The sequence below is a fragment of the Thiocystis violacea genome (genome assembly GCF_016583575.1).
GTDB lineage: Bacteria > Pseudomonadota > Gammaproteobacteria > Chromatiales > Chromatiaceae > Thiocystis > Thiocystis violacea.
On record NZ_NRRG01000052.1, the window covers coordinates 1 to 20,470 of the forward strand.

Sequence of the window (20,470 nt, forward strand, 5' to 3'; positions counted from 1 at the left end):
GCGGGCGACGGGTTGGGGGTGTCGGCGTCGGCCGTCGGTACTGGCGGAGTCGATCGATCCTGGGGGTCCTTCTCTTTCATGGTATCCATGGGTCATGCTTCCCAAGGCTGGCTTAAGGGATGTCTTTCCGCCCGAGGGTGGGGCCGGTCAGGCGGAAGGCGTGATCGCCCTCGCGCCTGGAAACGATTCGCCCCGATCCGGGGCAGGGTGGTGAACGGACTGGCGGCCAGTATCTTCATCCCGCGCCTGGACGGCAACCCGTCCGACCCGCGTCTAACGGATCCCGACCAGTTCAAGGGCGAAGGTCAGATCCCGGCCGGCCAGCGGATGGTTCCCGTCGATGGTCACCTGTTGGTCATCGAACGCCTTGACCACGAACGAAATGGGCACGCCGTCCGGACTCTCGGCGCTGAGGATCATCCCCTCGCTCAGTTCGATCTCGTCAGGGATCGCGGAGCGTGGAACCTCCTGGGTCATCTCGGCATTGTAGTCCCCGTAGGCCTGAGCGGGGGCGATGGTCACCGTCTTGCTCTCGCCGAGCGCCATCCCGGTCACCGCGATCTCGAAGCCGGGGATGATACCGCCATCGCCGATGGTGAACTCGATGGGGTCGCCGCCGACGGTGGAATCGAAAACGGTGCCGTCGTCGAGGGTTCCAGTGTAGTGAATCCGCACGGTATCGCCGTGCTTGGCTTCGGACATGGGCCAGGCTCCTCTCGCTGTGCGTTGAACCCGCCGGCCGCGACGAAGGAGCGAACGGATCCGAGTAACGAAGGGATCCAAATAATACCGGACGCTGGAAATTCGAGACGGGAGACGAGCGGTGAGAACGGTCCGCACTCTAAAACAGTCGGTCCGCGAGTGCAAACCGCCACGCGTCGGGGTATTCGCCCCCGGTCGCGAGGCGAGGAACCATTCCCTGTCGAGGACTCAAGGCCGGCCGGTGATCTTTCCCAGCGCCTTGCGGGCGCGATTGCTGGGCACGGCGAAACCGATGCCGACGTTGCCGCCGCTCGGTCCGATCAGCGCGGTGTTGATGCCGACGACTTCGCCGGCCAGGTTGAGCAGCGGGCCTCCTGAATTGCCGGGATTGATGGAGGCGTCGGTCTGGATCAACTTTCCGAGTTGACTGCCCCCGACGCCAGCGCGCTCGACCGCGCTGACGATCCCCATGGTCACGGTCTGTCCCAGCCCGAAGGGGTTGCCGATCGCGATCACGAAGTCGCCGACTTCGAGCCGATCCGAGTCGCCGAACGGCAGGGGGCGGATGGCGACCGGCGGAATCTTGAGGATGGCGACATCCGAGCCCTGGTCGAAGCCCAGCCGGCGCGCGCGGAAGCTGCGTCGGTCCTTGAGCGTGACGGTGATGCTGGTGGCGTCCTTGAGTAGGTGGTTATTGGTCATGACATAGCCGTTGGCGGCGTCGACGATCACCCCCGAGCCCAGGCTGCGACGCCGTTCGGAGACATCGATCTCGGGGGCCGGCAGGCCCATGCGATCGAGAAAGCGGCGAAACTCGGGATCGCGCAGGAAGGGGTAGTCCTCGCCCTGGGTTCGCGACTCGACCGCGATGCTGACGACCGCCGGCGTTACCTGACGCATCAGGGGGGCCAGCGATGGATAGCCGCGCGCGTCCTGGCCGAGGATGCGTCCGGCCGGACCTCCGGTTGCCGCGCCGAGCGGCTCGGTTGGTGGCGGCGTCGCGACGCAGGCCGCGAGCAGCAGCACAGGCGCGAGCGCGAGCAAGGCCCGGAAGCCACGCGAAAACAACCCCTGACGAGGCTGGAGGCACTCGGGAACGGTGGGCATGGGGCGTCCTATCCTGTTGGGGTCCGGTAAACCCAGGCGCGATCAGCGCGCCAGGCCGCTGGCGACTCGGCGTCTCAGATTGTAATCAACGGGCTGGTTGATCAGCAGGGCGAACGACGCCCATTCGCCCTGGCGGCGCACATAGCCGGCGTAGCAGCTCACCCCGCGCAGCGTCCCCGTCTTGGCGCGAACGCTTGGGTTGCCGTCCTGCTCCGGCATCAGATCCCGATAGGGGGCGAAGGCTTCGACCAGATCCACGAGCTGACGGGCGCTCAGCCGGTTGGCGCGCGAGAGACCCGCGCCGTCGTCGATGGCGAAGTCCCGCCAGCCCAGACGCCGACGGGCGAAGTCCGTCATCCTCTGTCGGGCCGCGACCATGCTGACACGGCCTCGACCCTCCGGCTCGGCCAGCCGCAGAAAGAGCGCGTTGGCGATGAAATTATTGGAGTGCTTGAGCATGGGTTCGATCATCTCGGCCAGCGTGCGGCTGTTGGCATGACGATGGATCCGCCGGGCGCCGGCCGGGACGGGGCCGTTGCGCGATCCCTCGCCGACCTGGATGCCGGCGCCCTCCAGCTTGGCGGCCAGCAGTTCGCCGAAATAGCGCAGGGCGATGTCGCGTTCGCGCAGATTCACGCGCTGCTTGCCGGCCGGGCCGGACTGACCGAAGCGCCGGCCGGTCGCGGTGAGCGGCGTCTGCGGCTCGGCGCTTCTGATCCGGTCGCCGTCGCGCACCAGGTTGAGCGTGTTGAAATTCGCCGCCAGGGCGGTGACCGGGGCGTCGTAGGGGTTGTTCGAGGACGAGCGGCCGGCGATCTCGACATCCGGGCTGAAGAAACCGTCGTCCAGACCGATGCCGGCGACCCGACGCACACCCGCTTGCCCGATCGCGGCGACCATCCGATCCAACTCCTCGGACACCAGATAGGGATCCGCGTAACCCTTGATCCACAGCCAGTCATCGGCGTCCTGGAACACATCGGTCCGGAATCGGAAGTCGCGCCCCAGGGTCTCCAGCGCCGCGAAGGCGGTGAGAACCTTCATGGTCGAGGCGGGTACGCGCGGGACATCGGCCTGATAGGCGATGACATCCTGGCCGTGCTCCTTGACCAGCAGACTGGCTTGGCCGAGCCCCTTGACCTGCGCGAGCGGGTCGGGGGCCGCAGCGACGGTCGATGCGAGCAGGGTTGGCAGGAGCAGGGCGGCGAGCCAAAGGCGTCGATGGGCGATTCTGGCGAGGTCTGGTGTCTTCATGAAGGCATCGGCGATGGCTGAACAGGCCCGAAGCGGGCGGGAAGGATGATGGGGTGAGGTGATTTCCGGGAAACCTTGTCCCCCGCGATTCGCCCCGTCATGGACAGGATTAACAGGATTTCGCAGGATTGACAGGATTTATAAAGCCCTGTTTTTAATCCTGTAAATCTTGAAGAATCCTGTTAATCCTGTCCAATTCCGTAGCTTTCGGTCGGGTACGGACTTTCCCGTGAATCGCCTTATCATAGCCCGGAATCGCGAGCGGGCCATGCAGGCGTTGTCTCGGGGTCGAGACGGTCGAGATGCAGGTGACGCGCGATCGTCCGTGGATCCGGCGTCGCCAGCCAGGGTATGACGCCGAGGCTAGGGGCCTCGATCAGCGCATTCAGGGTGGCCAGGTTCCCGGCCAGGGCCGGCATGTCCGGCTCGACCTGATTGCCGACCCAGCCCGCGAGCCTGACGCCGTTCGCCCGGAGGCTCTCGACCGTCAATAGGGCGTGATTGAGACAGCCGAGCTTGAGCCCGACGACCAGGATCACCGGCAGCCCTAGCGCCCTGGGGATGTCGCCGAGAAAGAGGTTCGGCCCGAGCGGAACCCGCCAGCCGCCCACGCCCTCGACCACGACCAGATCGGCCTCCCGGCCGAGCGCCTGGTAGGCGTCGCGAATGCCGCTCAGACTGATCGCGACCCCGGCCGCCTCCGCCGCCAGATGGGGGGCGATCGGCGGCTCGAAGGCGTGGGGGTTGACCAGATGATAGGGCGCCTGGGTCGAGCCCTGGGCCTGGAGCCGGAGCGCATCCGCGTTGCGCGGACCCTCGGGTCCGGGCACGGCGCCACTCGCGACCGGCTTCATGGCCAGAACGCGGAGTCCGCGCGCTTGCAAGGCGGCCATCAGACCCAGACTGATCTCGGTCTTGCCGCAGCCGGTATCCGTGCCGGTGACGAAAAGACCGCTCATGGCGTCTGGAGATCAGGTCGCACACGCGGCCTTGGGTCGGACCCGCGACGCCCGCCGATCGCCGAGACGGGGATGGCGACGCCTCCGGTCACCGGCTTTTGCTCCGGCGCCCAGGCATGACCATGAAGCACCTCGTAACTGGCCGGCAGTCGACCGTCTCGCCGATGTTCCTCGTAGGCGGCCACCAGGGCGTCCAGGCGCGCGCGGCCGGCGAGGGCGCGCGGGCGCTCCTGGGTGGCGTTGCGCGCGCCCAGCACCTTGAGGTCGCGCATCAGGTCATGCACCCTTTCATAGGTGAGGGTCAGGCGCTCGGCATCCAGCACGGGGTCGGCGAAGCGGGCGCGCACCAGGGCATCGCCAACGTCGTGCATGTCCGGGAAGGGGCTCACATGGCTGTGCCGGTCCACGCGGCTCCAGGCGTCGCGCAGCTCCTTGAGCGTATCCGGGCCGAAGGTGGTGAACTGGAGCAGACCGCCGGGACGCAGCACCCGCAGACAGTCCACGAAGGTCCGTTCCAGATCGTTGCACCACTGGATGGTGGCGTTGGAGACGATGAGATCGATGGAGCCGTCGGCCAGCGGCAGGGACTCGGCGTCCGCGCAGACGCACAGCGGACGGCGCAGCCAGCGGCCCCGGCGGCGGGCCTGGAGCAGCATCCCCTGGGCGAAATCCAGGGCGATGACGCGCGCCTTGGGGTAGCGGCGGTGCAGGGCGTCGATGGCATAGCCGGTCCCGGCGCCGAGATCCAGGATCCGTTGGGGTTCGAGTCGCACATAGTCGAGCCGTTCCAGCATCCGGTCGGCTATCTCGCGCTGGAGCAGGGCGACGCTGTCGTAGTCGGCGGCGGCGCGCTCGAAACCGAGCCGGGCACGTCGCTTGTCGATCGGGGTCATGGCGTGGGTATTCATCGGGCGCTGGCGTCAGGACTCGGGATCGACCCCGAGTCCGGTGAGAAAGGCGCGGACGGCCTCCCCAGTCTCGCCTGGATGCGAGAGGTGCGGGGCATGGGCGGCGCCCTGGATGATCTGGACCTGGGCCTGGGGCATCAGCAGCTCGATCCGCTCGGCGACCCTGGCGGGCACCAGGGCGTCCTGACTGCCGAACAGCCAGAGGGCCGGGCAGCGGATGTCCGGCAAGGGTCCGCGCAGATCCTCGTCGCGCAGCAGATCCAGGCCCAGCGATAGTGCGGCGGGGTCCGCGTCCGGCCGGGTGGCCAGCTCGCGCCGCAGGAGACGCAGGGTCTCGCGCGCCTCCTCGCTGCCCTGGACCTGGAGCGCGAGGAAGCGCGCCAGGGTTCCGGATGGATCCCCGGTCAGCGCGGCATGGAACTGTTCGAGCGTCGCCTCCGGCATGGCGGGCATCCAGTCGGTGGCCTGAACGAAGCGCGGCGTGGCGGTCAGCAGGATGAGTCCGGCGACCCGCTTGGGCGCGCGCAGCGCGGCGGCCATGGCGACCAGTCCGCCGAGCGACCAGCCGAGCCAGATGGCCCGTGGCGGCGCCGCCTCCAGACAGACATCGGCCCAGCGCCAGAGATCATCGAGGTGCGCGTGGAAGGGGCTTTCACCGTGGCCGGGAAGCTCGATGCGATGCTGGTTCAGGCCGTTCCAGCCGTGTCGCGGGTCCTGGTTCCAGACGGCCGCGTTCATGCCCCACCCGTGCAGCATCACGAGGTCGTGGGGGGTGTCCGATGAGTGTGGCACTGGGATCTCTCTAATGATTGGATGGACAGGGGAATCATTGGCTCTCGACTGGAAGCCGGGCCAGGGCCGCGAGGAGTCGCTCCACGTCCGCTTCCGAATGGGCAGCCGAGAGCGTGATGCGCAGCCGCGCGGTTCCCTCGGGGACCGTCGGCGGACGGATGGCTCCGACCAGGATTCCGGCCTCCCCGAGCGCGGCGCTCCAGCGCAGCGCCCTGGCGGCGCTGCCGGCGAGCAGCGGCTGAATCGGGGTTTGTGAATCCGCGAGCGCCAGTCCGAGCTGTTCGGCGCCGGCGCGAAACTGGGCGATCAGCACCCCGAGCCGCTCGCGCCGCCAGTCGTCGCGGGCGGCGATCCGCAGGCTCGCGAGCGTCGCCTCGGCCAGCGCCGGTGGCGTCGCCGTGGTGTAGATGTAGCTGCGCGCGGATTGGATCAGGGTCTCGATCAGATCCTCCGAGCCGGCGACGAAGGCGCCGAAGGTGCCGAACGCCTTGCCCAGGGTTCCCATGAGGATGGGCACTGCCTCGGAGTCGAGACCGAAACGGTCTAGGGATCCGCGACCGTTCCGTCCCAGGACGCCGAGACCATGGGCGTCGTCGACCATCAGCCAGGCGCCGGCGGCGCGGGCGATGGGCGCCAGCGCGGGCAGGGGGGCGAGATCGCCATCCATGCTGAAGACACCATCGGTGACGATGAGACGGGCCGGACCCTCGCCGATCAGACGCCCGAGGGTCGCGGCATCGGTGTGGGGATAGCGGCGCAGGTTGGCGCGCGAGAGCAGGGCACCGTCGAGGAGCGAGGCATGGTTGAGCCGGTCCTGGTAGACGCTGTCGCCCCGTCCCGCCAGCGCCGTGATGACCCCGAGATTCGCCATGTAGCCGGTCGAGAAGAGCAGCGCCCTGGGGCGGGCGGTGAACTCGGCCAGCGCCTCCTCCAGAGCCTGATGCGCGCGGCTGTGACCGCTCACCAGATGGGCCGCGCCGCTGCCCACGCCCCAGCGTTCCGCACCCTGGCGCAGGGCGGCGATGACCTCCGGATGATTGGCGAGCCCCAGATAGTCGTTCCCGCAGAAACTCAGCATCGGACGCCCGTCGACGATGGCGCAAGGCTGTTGAGGGGCGTCCTGAACGGCGCGTCGGCGATAGAGATCCCTGGCCTTCAGCGCGTCGAGCCGAAGGCGCAGTTCCGAGTCCGCTGTGTGGCGTGTCGGCATGGGTCGGAAGGATCGTCCGGCGCTCAGAGCCGGATCCGGTGCTCGACGGTCTTGTTGCAGGCGCCGGGCTCGGTACGTTCGGCCTCGACCTCCTCGAAGGCGAGTCCGAGGCGCTCGAAGAGCTGGCGGTCCCGATCGGACGCGGCGTTGGGCGTGGTCAGCAGGCGCTCGCCGTAGAAAATCGAGTTGGCGCCGGCCAGGAAACAGAGCGCCTGCAACTCGTCGCTCATCTCGCTGCGCCCGGCGGAAAGCCGGACATGGGAGGCCGGCATGAGGACGCGCGCGGCGGCGACCACGCGCACGAACTCGAAGGGATCGAGCGCCGCCTGGCCGAAGAGCGGCGTGCCCTCGACCCGCACCAGCAGATTGATGGGGACGGACTCGGGATGCGCCGGCAGGTTGGAGAGCTGGCGCAGCATGGAGGCGCGGTCGCGGCGCGACTCGCCCATGCCGAGGATGCCGCCGCTACAGGTCTTGAGTCCGACCTCGCGCACACGGTCCAGGGTATCGAGCCGATCCTGGTAGGTGCGGGTGCTGATCACCTGGCCGTAGAACTCGGGCGAGGTGTCCAGGTTGTGGTTGTAATAATCCAGCCCGGCGTCCTTGAGCCGGTGCGCCTGGGCGGCGGTCAGCATGCCGAGGGTGACGCAGGTCTCCATCCCCAACGCATGGACGCCCTCGACCATGGCGAGTACCTGATCGAGATTGCGGTCGGTCGGGTTGCGCCAGGCGGCGCCCATGCAGAAGCGGGTGGCGCCCCGTCCGCGCGCCTCGCGCGCCACCTCCAGCACCGCCTCGACCGGCATCAGCCGCTCGGGCTCCAGCTTGGTTTCGTGCCGGGCGCTCTGGGCGCAATAGCCGCAATCCTCCGGACAGGCGCCGGTCTTGATGCTCAGCAGGGTGCTGACCTGGATCCGGTTGGGATCGAAATGGGCGCGATGGACGCCCTGGGCCTGAAACAGCAGGTCGTTGAAGGGCTGGTCGAGGATGGCCTCGATCTCGTCGAGCGACCAATCGTTGCGCGGCTGGGAGGTGGTGTGGGTCAATGGCATGGTTAGGAAGGCAAGTCGAGTGGACGTCGCGTCCGGATGACGCGATGACGGAAGCCCGGAACTCTAAAGACCCTGGATCGCTTGTCAACTTGTTTCTTGATTTCTGGTTTACAACGACCTTGACTCCCGTGCCGACGATCCCGGCGCCCGTGGGTTCGCGCGGCGGTTCGTCGCGAATGACAGGAATGGAAGGGGAGGGCGCGTGACCCGAATCGGCATCGAGACACTCATCGGTTGGCTCTATCCGCCGACCTGTCAGCTCTGCGGCGCACCAGGCGATCAGCGGCTCGATCTCTGCGCCGGCTGCCGGGCGGATCTGCCGCGCAATGCGCATGCCTGCGGGTGTTGCGCGCTTCCGTTCGACTCGGCGGTTTCGGTCGGGACGCTCTGTGGCCGCTGCCAGAAGCGCTCGCCACCCTTCGATCGCTGCGTGGCGGCCTTTCGTTACGAAGGCGCGATCCCCGCCCTGATCACCGGCGCCAAGTTTCGGGGACGGCTCAATGCCGTGCGCCTCTTGGGCCAGTGTCTCGCCGAGCGGGCGCGGGAGCTGGATCTGGTCCGGCCGGATTGGCTGGTTCCGGTGCCGCTGCATCCCAGGCGCCAGCGCGAGCGCGGTTACAACCAGGCGCACGAGATCGCGCGGATCCTGGGGCGTGAGTTGGGGATTCCGCTCGCGGCCCAGGTCTGTCACCGTGTCATGGCGACACCGCCTCAGGCGGGTCTCGACGAGCGCGCGCGTCGGCGCAACATCCGCGGCGCCTTCGCCGCGACCGCCGATCTGGCCGGAAGTCATCTGGTCATCGTCGACGACGTGGTGACCACGGGCAGCACCATTTCCGAGCTGAGTCGGATCCTGCTTGGGGCCGGTGCCCGCCGAGTCGATGTCTGGACCGTCGCCAGGACGCCCTAGCGGGCGGTCGGGACGGATGGGACGCGGCCCCTATCCCGGCGGTTGCCGAAACAGCGGTCGGGATTCGATGCGGCGGTCGATCGAGGCGATCAGGCGCTGATAGTCCTGGCGTCTGGCCTCGTCGAAGCGCTCGTTGAAGCGTTGCTGGCTCATTCCCTCGGGCAGTCCATCGATCGGGGGCATGAAATCGTCCTCGCTCAGGCCGCGACGCGCGAATCCCTGAAGTCCCTGGGCGCGCGCGGGGCTCTCGGTGGCGAGCTGGGCGAAGCGGATCCCGGCCCGGTTGGCGGTCATGTCCGGGAAGCTGAAACCGCTTCCGCCATTGGAATCGGCCATCTCCTTGTACCAGCCCAGCAGGTTGGACAGGGTATCGTTGCCCTGGATGGCGATGGCCGCCGAGGTCATGAAGTGTTGACCCAGATCCCGACGACCACGCAAGAGAACCGGGCGATAGCGAACGCTGGAACGCACCCCGTCGGCGGCGGGGTCGCGGATGGAGCGACCATTGACATAGGCGGCCAGGGCCAGGATCAGGGCGCGATTGCTCGCGACCGGATCGGCCCCGGAGGCGTCGGCCTGGGCCAGGAGATGCGACAGGGTCTCGGCCAGGAGCAGCGGCTCGCGTTTCGGCCGGGTGGCGGCGAAGCGGTCGAGCGACTCCTGATACCTGAGTACCTCCGGCAGATCCAGGTCGGCGACGAAACCGCTGCCGATCCGCTCCATCATGTCCGGACGCCATTCATAGCCGACACGGAGGCGGTCCGGGGCGAACTCGACCTGGTGGATCAGTTGCGAGCGGTCGATCGCCACGAGCGCCCGCTCGGCCAGGGTCTGGACCAGCAGGCCGGGGATCGGTAGCCCGGCGACCCGCGCCGATTCCACCCTGGGCAGCGACTCGGCCTGCGTCAGTTCGAGCTGGAGGTTGAGGTAGCCATCGAGATGGTCCAGGGGCAACTTGAGCGAGAGGGCCAGACTGGCGCGGGCCTCGCCGAGCCGGACGCGCGCTCGCCCCTGACCGGTGCGGTCCAGGAGTTCATTGACCAGGAGGCTGACCTCGCGCTCGCTGAGTTCGAGCTGGTTGGCGGGCTCGTCGCGCGCGACCCTGGGACGATTGGTCGCGATCCAGTTTCGCAGCCAGAGGCGTTCGGCCCTGGTCGGCTGGGGATCCTCGACCACCAGCGGGCGACTGTCCAGAACCAGGAGCAGGCCCAGCAGCAGGATGGCGACGAGGCCGAGGCCGGCCGTCCAGACGAGGCTTTTGATCAGCGGACGCATGGCGGAAATCCGTCGGTGGATGATTCGGCCCAACAAGTGGACATCGAAAATCAGACTCCAGTTGGAAGAGATATAGTCAGCGGATATGAACAACATCCAGGGTTTCGAGGGCCAACATCCAGACATCGCCAGCGATGCCTGGGTTCACGCGACGGCCGTGGTGATCGGCGATGTGCGCCTGGGATCGGGCTCGTCCATCTGGCCGCTGTGCGCGGTGCGGGGCGACATCCATCGCATCGAGATCGGGGCCGGGACCAATATCCAGGACGGTTCCATCCTGCACGTCTCGCACGACAGCCGCTTCATGCCGGGTGGGGCGCCGATCCTCATCCAGGATGGCGTCACGATTGGCCATCAGGTGGTCCTGCACGGCTGCGAGATCCAGGACCACTGTCTGATCGGCATCGGTGCGCGGGTGCTCGACCGGGCCGTGCTCAAGCCGCGCGTCATGCTGGGCGCCGGATCCTTGGTGACGCCCCGTCAGGTACTGGAGGGCGGCTATCTCTGGCTGGGCGCGCCGGCGCGCCGGGCGCGACCCTTGACGGACCAGGAACTCGAATATCTGGACTATGTCGCCGCCAACTATGTCCGGCTCGCCGAGCGCTATCGCGCCGAGCCAGTCTAGGGCTTGGCGGCCGGCGCGTCCGGGATCCGGTTCACGTCCACGGCGACCAGCAGATCGTGGGTGCCGCCACCGTAGAAGATGCCGCGCAGCGGCGTGACATCCTGGAAATCCCGACCGATCGCGGTGGTGATGTGTTGATCCACCGGGATCAGATTGTTGGTCGGGTCGAAATCGATCCAGCCATGATCGGGCACCAGGACCGAGAACCAGGCGTGAGAGGCATCGGCACCCTGCATCTTGACCTGTCCGGGTGGCGGCAGGGTCTCCAGATAACCGCTGACATAGCGCACGGCGAGCCCCAGTCCGCGCAGTCCGGCGATGGCGACATGGGCGAAATCCTGACACACCCCCCGGCGCTGCTCCATGACCTCGGCGACCGGCGTGGCGATGGTGGTCGAGGTCGGGTCGTACTCGAATTCACCATGGATCCGGGCCATGAGATCCAACGTGGCCTCCAGGATGGGTCGGCCCTTGGTAAAGGAGATGGCGGCATATTTGCGGGCGCTCGTCTCCATGGGCACCTGGGGGGAGGGCAGGCTGAAGATCCGGGCATCCGTCATGAGACCGTCGCCCCGGTCGTGAAGCCGTTCGAGGGCGTGCTCCCAGGGGGTGGTGCGGCCCGCCTCGGGCGGCACCAGCGGCGTGATGTCCAACTCGCTGACGGCCGTGACCTCGAGCGCGCTGTGGGCCTGCTGGATCGAGAAATAGCTGACCCGGTTGCCGAAGAAGTCCTCGTGCTCACGGCTGACGGCGGGCCAGGGATCGACCCGGATGCTCGACGATAGACAGCGTTGCAGGCGCGTGCTCAGTGGCTTGAGATGCGCGATGCTGTGACAGAGCGAAACCGGCTCCGCGTACTCGTAGCGAGTCACATGTTGAATGCGGTACCTCATGAGAGCGCGGCCCCGGTCCGGCGCAAGAGACTGTGTGGCTGTTCCTCGTGGCGGAAATACTGGGCCGTGATGGCGTCGGAGACGGCGGCGAACTCATTGGTGAGATCGATGAGCATCCTCGCCAGCGCGACCCGTCGCGTTCCCTGTTTGTCGAGCTGAATCAGGGCGTTGATCTCGGCGAGCCGGATGTTGGTCAGGCTGCGCAGCACCAGTTTCTCGACCGGCGTGCGACCGACCGCCAGATCGCCGCGCGGCAGCTCCGTGGCCAGCTTTTCGAGCATCTTCAGTTGATAGGCCAGGGCGCGCGGATTGCCCTCGTCCTGAAGGACCAGGTCCAGCAGGGCACCGACGCGGGTTCCGCCCCGGTAGCGGCGGCGGTAGGTGATGAGACTGTCGGTCACGCCGAGCACCGCCTCGATCACCAGATTCTCATCCTGATCGCTCGACACGGGCACCAGGGTCGAGTGCAGGAGCGTGGCGATGGCGGTGCCGCGTTCCAGCCGCCGCCCGGTTTCCAGGAAGTGCCAGCCCTCGTTGTGGGTCATGTTCTCCTGGCAGAGTCCGGAGAAGGCGACCAGCGAGGTGACCAGCGGGTCGAGGTCGTCGAGCGCCTGGGAGAGCACCGTGGGCGGATGATCGGAGAGACTCGCCTGAAGCACCTCGATATCGCCGATGATGCGCCAGGTGTCGGCCGAGAGCCGGTCGCGCACCGAATAGGCCGCCTGTCCCAGGGCCTCCAGGGTGCGGGGCAGTCCGCCGGCTCGGGTGCGATCCGAGATCAGCGACAGCAGTTCCGGGATGGGGTCGCGCAGACGCTCTTCCGCGCCGGCGCCGACGAATCCTGGGAACGACTGGGTCTGGTTGGTCAGGGCCTCCAGCAGCGAGCGCAGACAGGAGGAACTGGCCTTGGTGAGCGCGTAATCGCTGCGCTCGGAATACTTGAAAATGGTGATGCGCAGCAGACGCACCAGCCCCTCGGCTCGCTCGGCGTAGCGGCCGATCCAGAAGAGATTGTCCGCGACCCGACTGGAGACCGCGCTTTCCTGGATGACGGCGGGGGTCGTCTCGGACATGGGCAGCAGGCTTTCCTGACGCTCCGGCTCCGAGGCGAGCACCCAGACATCCTTGCCCAGCCCGCCGAGCTGGTTGGAGACCTGCATGGTCTCGGCGTCCAGCGAGACCCGCCCCAGCCCCCCCGGCATCACCGTGTAGCCCTCCTCCTCGGCGATCAGGAAGGTGCGCAGCACCGTGGGTCTGGGCTCCAGGCGCTGACCGATCAGGGCCGGTGCGGTGGAGGGCTGGATGCGTTCCTGGGCGACGTAATAGCTGGGATGGGTCTGGATGGCGCGCAGCAGCTTCGCGCGCGCCGGCGGTTCCATCGCGCCGGGGATCAGGAAGGGCTGATCGGGCGATTTGCCGATGGGCTTGACGATCAGGCGGTCGAGATTGTTCAGCACATGGGCGCGCGACTCGGGATCCCCGCACCACCAGGTCGGGATGTCCGACAGCAACAGCTCCTCTCCGAGCAGGTGCTGGCAGAGCGCCGGCAGGAAGGCCGCGAGCGCCGCGTGCTCCAGTACCCCGCTGCCCAGGGCGTTGGCCAGGGTCACGTTGCCCAGACGCGCCGCCTGAACCAGTCCGGGGATGCCGAGCAGCGAGTCCTCGCGCAGTTCCAGCGGATCGCACCAGGCGTCGTCGACCCGCCGCAGCACGGCATCGATGCGTTCGAGCCGACCCAGGGTGCGCAGCCAGAGCGCGCCGTCGCGCACCGAGAGATCGCCGCCCTGGACGAGCGTGTAGCCCAGATAGTTGGCCAGGTAGGCGTGTTCGAAATAGGCCTCGTTGCGCGGTCCGGGCGTGAGGACCACGACCCGGGCGTCATCGCCCCGATGCGGCCCGAGGCGGGTCAGGGTCCGACGGGTGGAGCGGAAGAAGCCGGCCAGGCGGTGGACGTGCGAATCGCGGAAGAGGCTCGGCAGCACGCGCGAGAGCACCACCCGGTTCTCCAGCGCGTAGCCCGCGCCCAGCGGGCTTTGGGTGCGGTCGCCGATCACGCGCCAGCCGCCGTCCGGCAGGCGGGTCAGATCCGCCGCGTATTGCACCAGGGGGCGTCCGCCGGGGAACTCGATGCCGCGACAGGGCAGCAGATAGCCCGGATGACCGTCGATCAGCTCCGCCGGCAGCAGCTCCAGGCGGATCAGATCACGGGGGCCATAGAGATCGACCAGGATGAGGTTGAACAACTCGGCGCGCTGAATGAGTCCGCGCTCCAGCTCGGCCCATTCGTCGCTGCGGATCAGCAGCGGCAGCAGGTCGAGTTCCCAGGGACGCGACATGCCCTGTGGATCGCCGTGCAGATTGTAGGTGACCCCATTGTCACGAATGAGCCGCGAGGCCTCGCGCCAGCGCTCCTCGATCCCCGCCGGCCCGAGCGTGCGCAGGGCGTCCAGGAGATACTGCCAATGCGGGCGAACCTCGCCCTCGGCCGTGCGCATCTCGTCGTAGCAATCGGGACGGGGCGAGTAGCTATCGACCAGACCCGGTTGGTCAGGGAAAGACGCCAGATCGGGTAAAGACATGGGGCAGGGCTCGTTCAGTGCGCGGAACGGGGATTAGACACGTCATCCACAGGGGTTGCAAGGCGGCCCGCCCGAAGGTCGCGGCCGGTTGGTCAGAGGTTCGGGCGTTCCCGAAGCAGGATGGAAGCGCCGGGTGGCGACGCCTCGTGGCCCGCCCAATCGCGAGCGAACTGCCAGGCCGCGCGTCCGCTGCGCGAGCCGCGACGCAGTGCCCATTGGAGAGCGGCGCGTTCAATGGGTTCCCAGTCAAGCGGCGCGCCCGCGCTGTCCGGGAGTCCGAGTCGCGCCACCCAGTGACGCACGACCCCGAGATACTGCGCCTGGCTGAAGGGGTGGAAGGCGACCCAGAGTCCGAAGCGGTCGGAGAGCGAAATTTTCTCCTCGACCGATTCGCCCTGGTGCAGTTCGCCATCCTGAAAGCGTGCCTCGCGATTCTCGGACTGGAACTCGGGCAGCAGGTGGCGGCGGTTGGAGGTGGCGTAGATGAGAACGTTGTCCGGCGTCGCCGAGATCGAGCCGTCGAGCGCGGCCTTGAGCGCCTTGTAGCCCGATTCGCTGGCCTCGAAGGAAAGATCGTCGCAGAACAGGATAAAGCGCTCGGGGCGGTCGCGGATCCGCTCCAGGAGATCCGGGAGCTGGATCAGATCGTCCTTGTCGACCTCGATCAGACGCAGCCCCGCCGTGCGATGGGCATTGAACACCGCCTTGACGAGCGAGGACTTGCCGGTGCCGCGCGAACCCCAGAGCAGCACATTATTGGATCCGCGCCCGGCGAGGAACTGACGGGTGTTGCGGTCGATCTCCGCCTTCTGGCGCTCCAGGCAGAGCAGATCGTCGAGCGCGAGGCGGTGCGGCGCCGGCACCGGCTGGAGCCAGCCGCGCCCGGCGTCACGGCGCCAGCGAAAGGCGTGCGCGGACCAGTCGGTCGGGGCGCTGTCCGCCGGGAGCAGGCGCTCCAGGCGGTCGAGCAGGGCGTCAAGGCGGTTGAAGGTGTAATCGGATCTGGACATTGGACGAATTCACGGCTGAGTTGGGAGCGGGTGCTTGAAGGGTGCCTCATCACGTCAGCGGCGGTACCCGAGGGTCCGGGCAAGAGGATCGGCTGGAAGGCTATTGGCCTGCCCCTTGGAGTATGCCGGATCCGTCGTCCCCCGTACCGAGCGGAAATCGATTGCGTCACGACTTCCGAGGCGTCAGGCGACGCTCGCAAACGGTTTCTGGATGAGGGAAACCACCTCGAACAGCCAGTGATCGCGACTGTTTCCATTTTGTAACGGCCTAGGGTCGATCCGTTACCGATAGGTAACCCAGATCCAGGCGCTCGGACCGCGCGAGGCCGCCGTCCAAGGCTCCTGTGATTGGCGTAAAATTTGCTTATCGCTTAGAGGTCGAGGAGGACACTGGTCATGACCCGTCAGGTATTAACCGATTCTTTTGGGCGACGCATCGACTACCTGCGTCTGTCGGTCACCGACCGCTGCGACCTGCGCTGCCGCTATTGCTTGCCCAAGGGTTTCAAGGGATTCGAGGAGCCTGCCCATTGGCTCACCGTCGATGAAGTCGCACGCTTGGTACAGGCCTTTACCCTGCTGGGCGTGAGCCATGTTCGTCTCACCGGCGGTGAGCCGCTGGTACGCCGTGATCTACCGCTGCTCGCCCGGCGCCTGGCCAGCCTGCCGGGAATCGAGGATCTCGCGCTGTCGAGCAACTGCACCCGCATGGAAACGCTCGCCGAACCCTTGTTCCGGGCCGGTGTGAGGCGGTTGAATGTGAGCCTCGACAGCCTGCGGCCACGCATCTTCGAGCAGGTCACGGGTGGCTCGCTGGAACTGGTGTTACGTGGGATCGAGGCGGCACGCCGCGCCGGTTTCTCGCCAATCCGGGTCAATACCGTGGTCATGCGCGGCGTCAACGATGGCGAGATCGAGTCCATTCTGGAGTTCTGTGCCGAGCGGGATTTCACCCTGCGCCTGATCGAAACCATGCCGATGGGTCGCACCGGGCAGGCCGTGCTCGCTGAGTACATCGACCTTCAAGAGGTTAAGCAGCGTCTAGAGCGGCGCTTCGAGCTGATTCCCGACATCCTGCCCGGCGGCGGCCCCGCGCGGTATTTTCGTCTGAGCGCCAGCGCGACCCGCATCGGTTTCATCACCCCGATCTCCCAGCACTTCTGCGCGACCTGCAATCGCGTCAGACTTGGCGTCGATGGCACACTCCATCTCTGTCTCGGTCAGGAAAACCGCTATCCATTAGGCGCGCTCCTGCGCGCGGGGCTGACCGATGACGAACTGATCGATCAGCTACGCGCCGCGATGGCGCTCAAACCCGAGCAACACGGATTCCGCGAGCGGCCAACTCAAGTGCCCCGCTTCATGGCCATGACCGGGGGATAACGGCACGGTGCTGGTGAACAGCGGCGATGTGGTCGCTGGATGCCGCCGTGCTGGGGACGCGGACGTCCGTTGCCAGTCAAGCCAGCGCGTTCAGCCGCTGGTTCCGACAGGTCGTGAAATCCCATAGCGCTTCATTTTTTGCCACAGCGTCTTGCGACTGACCCCGAGGTGCTCGGCCGTGACAGTCATGTTGAAGGCGTGCTCGGCCAGCGCCGCTAGAATCGCGGTCCGCTCACCCGCCTGGGCATGGGCCTTAAGTCCTGTTTCCATCGTTGACGCGCCGAGCGGATCCAGGGCCAGACGCTCGCCCTGTCCCAGGATGCAGGCGCGCTCCAGTGCATGATGGAGCTCTCGGATATTACCCGGCCAATGATGATCGAGGAGCCGCTCGCAATCCTGGGGGGCCAGCAAGCGACGCTCTTCCGGGTAACGTTTCGCGTGCTCGGCGACATAGCGCTCGGCCAGCCAGAGGATGTCTTCCGGACGCTCACGCAGCGGCGGAATCAGGATTTCCAGAACCCGCACACGGTAATAGAGATCCTCGCGGAAGGCGCCTGCGCGGACCAGTGCCGCGAGATCCCGATGGGTAGCGCACACCAGGCGCGCGGGGACGTCCAACGAACCGGCCCCACCGATACGGGTCAACTGACGCGACTGCGCGACGCGCAGCAGACGCGATTGCAGGGCCAAGGGCATGTCGCCGATTTCGTCCAGAAACAGGATCCCATCTCCCGCCTGCTCGAAGACCCCCGCCCGGCGCCGGTCCGCTCCGGTGTAGGCGCCCCGCTCATGACCGAAGAGTTCCGCCTCGATCAGACTCTCGGGCAGGGCCGCGCAATTGACGGCGACGAAGGGCGATTGGGGGCACTGGAGCTGATGCAGCCGGCGCGCCACCACCTCTTTCCCCACCCCGGATTCTCCATTGATCAAGACAGGCGTGCGCGGATGCCGCGCGAGCCGGGTCAGCTCGGAGGCGATGCGACACATGACAGGAGAGATACCCAGACGATCCGCCGGGGGCACTTCTCCCGTTTTCCCTCCCGCTCCGGCGAGCGCCCGGACCTTGTCGATCAGATCGGTTGGGTTGAGTGGCTTGGTCAGGTAGTCGATCGCACCGAGCTTGAGCAGGCGGACCGCGTCTTCGATGGTCCCATAGCCGGTGATGAAAAGTGTGGGTGGAACGGCTTCAAGGGTCGCGATCAGCCGTTCGAACAGCGCGATGCCCGAGAGATCCGGGAGATTGACGTCGAGGATGGCGAGATCGAATCGTTCCGCGACCAGGCATTCGAATCCCTCGCGGCCGCTGCGCTGCCAATCGACGCTGAACCCCTCCAGCGCGAGGCGTTCCACGAGTGCCTCGCCCATGATGGCGTCGTCCTCGATCAGGCAGATCCGGGTCATTCAGCACCCCCGACCCTCAACGGCAACGCCACCTGGAAACGGGTGAGACCCACTTCGGACATCACCCGAATGGTGCCGCCGAGTTGGGATACGATCTGGTAACAGATCCACAATCCCAGCCCCTGGGCCTTTGGGCGAGCCTCCGGATAGGGTTCGAAAAGATGGGCCAGTTGCTCGGGCGGAAGGGTGAGGCCGGAGTTGTCGACCCGCATCAAGAGGCGCTTCTCCTCCGCGCTCAGTTCGACCTGAACCTGGCCACCGTCCCGCGCGGCCTGAACGGCATTCAAGAGCAGATTCAGAAGCAATTGCCGCACTGGGGCCGCTGGCAGGTTGGTCGGGGCCGCGAAGCCATTTCGCCAGGTCAGGATGACCGACGAGCACGCGAGCTTGGGCTGGATCAGGGTTCTGACGTCCTCCAGATCCTGCGCGGTGAGTGTGCGCGTATCGCCCCGTGCTTCGACCAGGAGCGCCGATACGGACCCCCGGATCTGCTGGAGTGCTCGGTCCATCAGATCCAGCAGGCGACTGGTTCGCGCGTCGATCTCGTGGGCCTGACGATAGGTATCGATTGCCATCAGCATGCCACCGAGCGGGTTGTTGACTTCGTGCGCGACACCCGCCGCCACGCGCCCCACGGCCGCCAGGCGCTCGGCTTGGACCATTTGCCGTTCCAGCGCCTCTTTTTCGGCCAGCGCGGAGAGCATCGCCGCGAACTGGCGCCCGAGCTGACCGATCTCCGAGTCGCTGTCCGGGACCAGGTAGCGCAGACGCCGGGGATCCTCCTTGCCAACCAACGCCATGCAGCTGGCCAGTTGCGTCAGTGGGGACGCCATCCGGCGTCCCCACAGCCAGCCGATCGGCAGCAGGACCAGGAGCACGCCCCCAGTCACCAGGATGCCGCCGAGGAGGATTTCGCGAAAACGACCGAGAAAGGGCGCGTCGGAGAGCAAGCCAACCAACTCGCCCACTGGGGTTCCATCACTCGCGAGCTGGAGTCTGAGCACGCGACGGGTTCCATCAGGCTGGGTCGCGATCGGATGAACCCTGCCAAGGGCCGCTGTTTCATGCCAGGGGACGGATGTCGGCAGCCAGACGATAGCCTCCTTCAAGGGCTGATCGAGTCGATAGCGCGCGGGGCGGTTACTGGCGAAGATCCGCTCCGTCTCATCGACCAGGAGCCAGGTCGCGTCCGCCACGTTCTCTTCTGGTCCCCGCAAGAGCGAATAGGCCAGCCAGACGTCATCGTGACGCAGTGCCTGCACCAAGACCTCCGACATGGCGTGACCCAGACGCAAGGCGTTGTGACCCTGATCCTCGCGCAGATTGTCGAGTGTCTGTAGCCCCAGGGATAACGCCATCAGAATCGCGGTCGCAATGGCCGCGACACTCAGACTCAGGGGCAATCGATGCCGATAGCTGGAGAGCTTGAGGGTCATGGCGCGGATCCCGGACGGACGGTCTCGGCCATCCGTGCAATCTCGCGGAACAGGCTTGGTTGCGCGGCGACGAATCCATCCAGACTCAGCTCGCCTAGTAAGCGGTTGCCGGTCTGGTTGGCTTCCTGGGCTAGGAGGACGCGGCGGATCGTCTGTAAGTCCGTGTCAGCCAGACCGGGCGCGCCCACCAGAGGCGGAAACCCGAACAGGGGAGAGCGAAGGATGATGCGAGTCCCTTGGGTCAGCTCGGGATTGCGCAAGGCAAGCGTCTCCCAGACATAGCTGTCCACGGCCGCCCCATCCGCGAGCCCCGCGGCGACCGCCTCGATACAGTGACGATGCCCCCAGGTGAAAAAGGTTCGGCGGAAAAAATGGTCCGGATCGTGCCCCTGCGCCATGAGCGCGAAGCGCGGATACAGATAACCGGAATTCGAGTCTGGATCGGACCAGGCGAACAGTCGTCCCTGGAGATCCGACAGCGATTCGAAGGGCGATTCGGTGGCGACGATGATGTAGGACTGGTAGAGGGGTTGACCCTGAAACTTGGGTACGGCGATCAGTGACAGTGCTTGTTGATGTTGCACATAGGGGTAGCCGCAGATCCAGGCGAGATCCAGCCTGTCACGCAAGAGCAAATCCATGATTTCCCGGTAACGCGAGCGCTGCACGAAGACGACCGGGCGGTTCAACTGCTGCTCCAGCCAGTTCGCCCAGAGTCGGAGAAAGGCGATGCGGTCATCGAGGATGACCGGCGTCAAGCCGAAGCGCAGGGCCGTCTTGGAGGCCGTATCGCGATCTCCGGGCGCATCCGCTTGCGCGTTGTCGCACCAGATGGCGCGGCTGGCACAGAAGAGGCCAAGTGCGAGGAGGACATCACGGCGAGCCTGGATCAATGGATGTTACCTTTCTGTAACGCGGCATCGCCAGACGTTACCAGGAATACACGTCGCTTGTATAGGCCATTGATTTAATAG

General features: G+C 66.6%; 18 protein-coding genes. 3 read left to right on the forward strand and 15 right to left on the reverse strand.

Going from position 1 to position 20,470, the window contains the following annotated elements:
* Positions 1-273: 273 nt before the first annotated feature.
* The 8 genes from CKO27_RS19260 to bioB form a co-directional block, all read right to left on the reverse strand.
* Positions 274-702, reverse strand: coding sequence for an FKBP-type peptidyl-prolyl cis-trans isomerase (locus CKO27_RS19260; protein ID WP_200376544.1), 429 nt, complete (start codon positions 700-702; stop codon positions 274-276).
* A gap of 228 nt (positions 703-930) precedes the next feature.
* Positions 931-1,809: a trypsin-like peptidase domain-containing protein gene (locus CKO27_RS19265; RefSeq protein ID WP_200376545.1), complete on the reverse strand. Its 879-nt coding sequence runs from the start codon at positions 1,807-1,809 to the stop codon at positions 931-933.
* A 42-nt stretch (positions 1,810-1,851) separates the two neighbouring features.
* Positions 1,852-3,063 (reverse strand): D-alanyl-D-alanine carboxypeptidase/D-alanyl-D-alanine-endopeptidase, encoded by a 1,212-nt coding sequence (locus tag CKO27_RS19270; RefSeq protein WP_200376546.1) that lies wholly within the window; start codon positions 3,061-3,063, stop codon positions 1,852-1,854.
* Between the two features lie 242 nt (positions 3,064-3,305).
* Positions 3,306-4,022: a dethiobiotin synthase gene (gene bioD, locus CKO27_RS19275; RefSeq protein WP_200376547.1), complete on the reverse strand. Its 717-nt coding sequence runs from the start codon at positions 4,020-4,022 to the stop codon at positions 3,306-3,308.
* A complete protein-coding gene (gene bioC / locus CKO27_RS19280; RefSeq protein ID WP_200376548.1) occupies positions 4,019-4,915 on the reverse strand; it encodes a malonyl-ACP O-methyltransferase BioC in 897 nt (298 codons plus the stop codon). Before bioC ends, bioD begins: the two co-directional genes overlap by 4 nt.
* A 27-nt stretch (positions 4,916-4,942) precedes the next feature.
* Entirely contained in the window at positions 4,943-5,686 is a 744-nt protein-coding gene (gene bioH, locus CKO27_RS19285) for a pimeloyl-ACP methyl ester esterase BioH (RefSeq protein WP_200376571.1), read from the reverse strand.
* A 70-nt stretch (positions 5,687-5,756) separates the two neighbouring features.
* Positions 5,757-6,932 (reverse strand): 8-amino-7-oxononanoate synthase, encoded by a 1,176-nt coding sequence (gene bioF / locus CKO27_RS19290; RefSeq protein WP_200376549.1) that lies wholly within the window; start codon positions 6,930-6,932, stop codon positions 5,757-5,759.
* A gap of 23 nt (positions 6,933-6,955) precedes the next feature.
* Positions 6,956-7,984: a biotin synthase BioB gene (bioB, locus tag CKO27_RS19295; protein ID WP_200376550.1), complete on the reverse strand. Its 1,029-nt coding sequence runs from the start codon at positions 7,982-7,984 to the stop codon at positions 6,956-6,958.
* 202 nt (positions 7,985-8,186) lie between these two features.
* Here bioB and CKO27_RS19300 point away from each other — a divergent pair, with 202 nt between their 5' ends.
* Positions 8,187-8,894 carry a double zinc ribbon domain-containing protein gene (locus tag CKO27_RS19300; RefSeq protein WP_200376551.1) on the forward strand — a complete coding sequence of 236 codons (708 nt, stop codon included), beginning with the start codon at positions 8,187-8,189 and terminating at the stop codon, positions 8,892-8,894.
* Between the two features lie 30 nt (positions 8,895-8,924).
* On the opposite strand, the gene CKO27_RS19305 is transcribed toward CKO27_RS19300, so the two are convergent.
* A complete protein-coding gene (locus CKO27_RS19305) occupies positions 8,925-10,169 on the reverse strand; it encodes a YfiM family lipoprotein (RefSeq protein WP_200376552.1) in 1,245 nt (414 codons plus the stop codon).
* An 85-nt stretch (positions 10,170-10,254) separates the two neighbouring features.
* On the opposite strand from CKO27_RS19305, the gene CKO27_RS19310 reads away from it, so the two are divergent.
* A complete protein-coding gene (locus CKO27_RS19310) occupies positions 10,255-10,794 on the forward strand; it encodes a gamma carbonic anhydrase family protein (RefSeq protein WP_200376553.1) in 540 nt (179 codons plus the stop codon).
* Here CKO27_RS19310 and CKO27_RS19315 read toward each other — a convergent pair.
* The 3 genes from CKO27_RS19315 to CKO27_RS19325 all read right to left on the reverse strand — a co-directional run bounded on the left by CKO27_RS19315 (position 10,791) and on the right by CKO27_RS19325 (position 15,276).
* Positions 10,791-11,687 carry a transglutaminase family protein gene (locus CKO27_RS19315; protein ID WP_200376554.1) on the reverse strand — a complete coding sequence of 299 codons (897 nt, stop codon included), beginning with the start codon at positions 11,685-11,687 and terminating at the stop codon, positions 10,791-10,793. The two genes, CKO27_RS19310 and CKO27_RS19315, sit on opposite strands and share 4 nt — an antisense overlap.
* Positions 11,684-14,266, reverse strand: coding sequence for a circularly permuted type 2 ATP-grasp protein (locus CKO27_RS19320; protein WP_200376555.1), 2,583 nt, complete (start codon positions 14,264-14,266; stop codon positions 11,684-11,686). Before CKO27_RS19320 ends, CKO27_RS19315 begins: the two co-directional genes overlap by 4 nt.
* 92 nt (positions 14,267-14,358) lie before the next feature.
* On the reverse strand, positions 14,359-15,276 hold the full coding sequence (locus tag CKO27_RS19325) for an ATP-binding protein (protein ID WP_200376556.1): 918 nt from the start codon (positions 15,274-15,276) through the stop codon (positions 14,359-14,361).
* 396 nt (positions 15,277-15,672) lie between these two features.
* On the opposite strand from CKO27_RS19325, the gene moaA reads away from it, so the two are divergent.
* On the forward strand, positions 15,673-16,659 hold the full coding sequence (moaA, locus tag CKO27_RS19330) for a GTP 3',8-cyclase MoaA (protein WP_200376557.1): 987 nt from the start codon (positions 15,673-15,675) through the stop codon (positions 16,657-16,659).
* 90 nt (positions 16,660-16,749) lie between these two features.
* On the opposite strand, the gene CKO27_RS19335 is transcribed toward moaA, so the two are convergent.
* From CKO27_RS19335 to CKO27_RS19345, 3 genes are read right to left on the reverse strand one after another with little or no spacing between them, the layout of a single operon-like run.
* Complete coding sequence (locus CKO27_RS19335) at positions 16,750-18,060, reverse strand: sigma-54-dependent transcriptional regulator (protein WP_200376558.1); 1,311 nt, start codon at positions 18,058-18,060, stop codon at positions 16,750-16,752.
* Positions 18,057-19,496, reverse strand: a complete 1,440-nt coding sequence (locus CKO27_RS19340) for a sensor histidine kinase (protein ID WP_200376559.1) — start codon at positions 19,494-19,496, stop codon at positions 18,057-18,059. The genes CKO27_RS19335 and CKO27_RS19340 overlap by 4 nt, the downstream gene beginning before the upstream one ends.
* Positions 19,493-20,389, reverse strand: coding sequence for a substrate-binding domain-containing protein (locus CKO27_RS19345; RefSeq protein ID WP_207280958.1), 897 nt, complete (start codon positions 20,387-20,389; stop codon positions 19,493-19,495). The genes CKO27_RS19340 and CKO27_RS19345 overlap by 4 nt, the downstream gene beginning before the upstream one ends.
* Positions 20,390-20,470 lie beyond the last annotated feature (81 nt).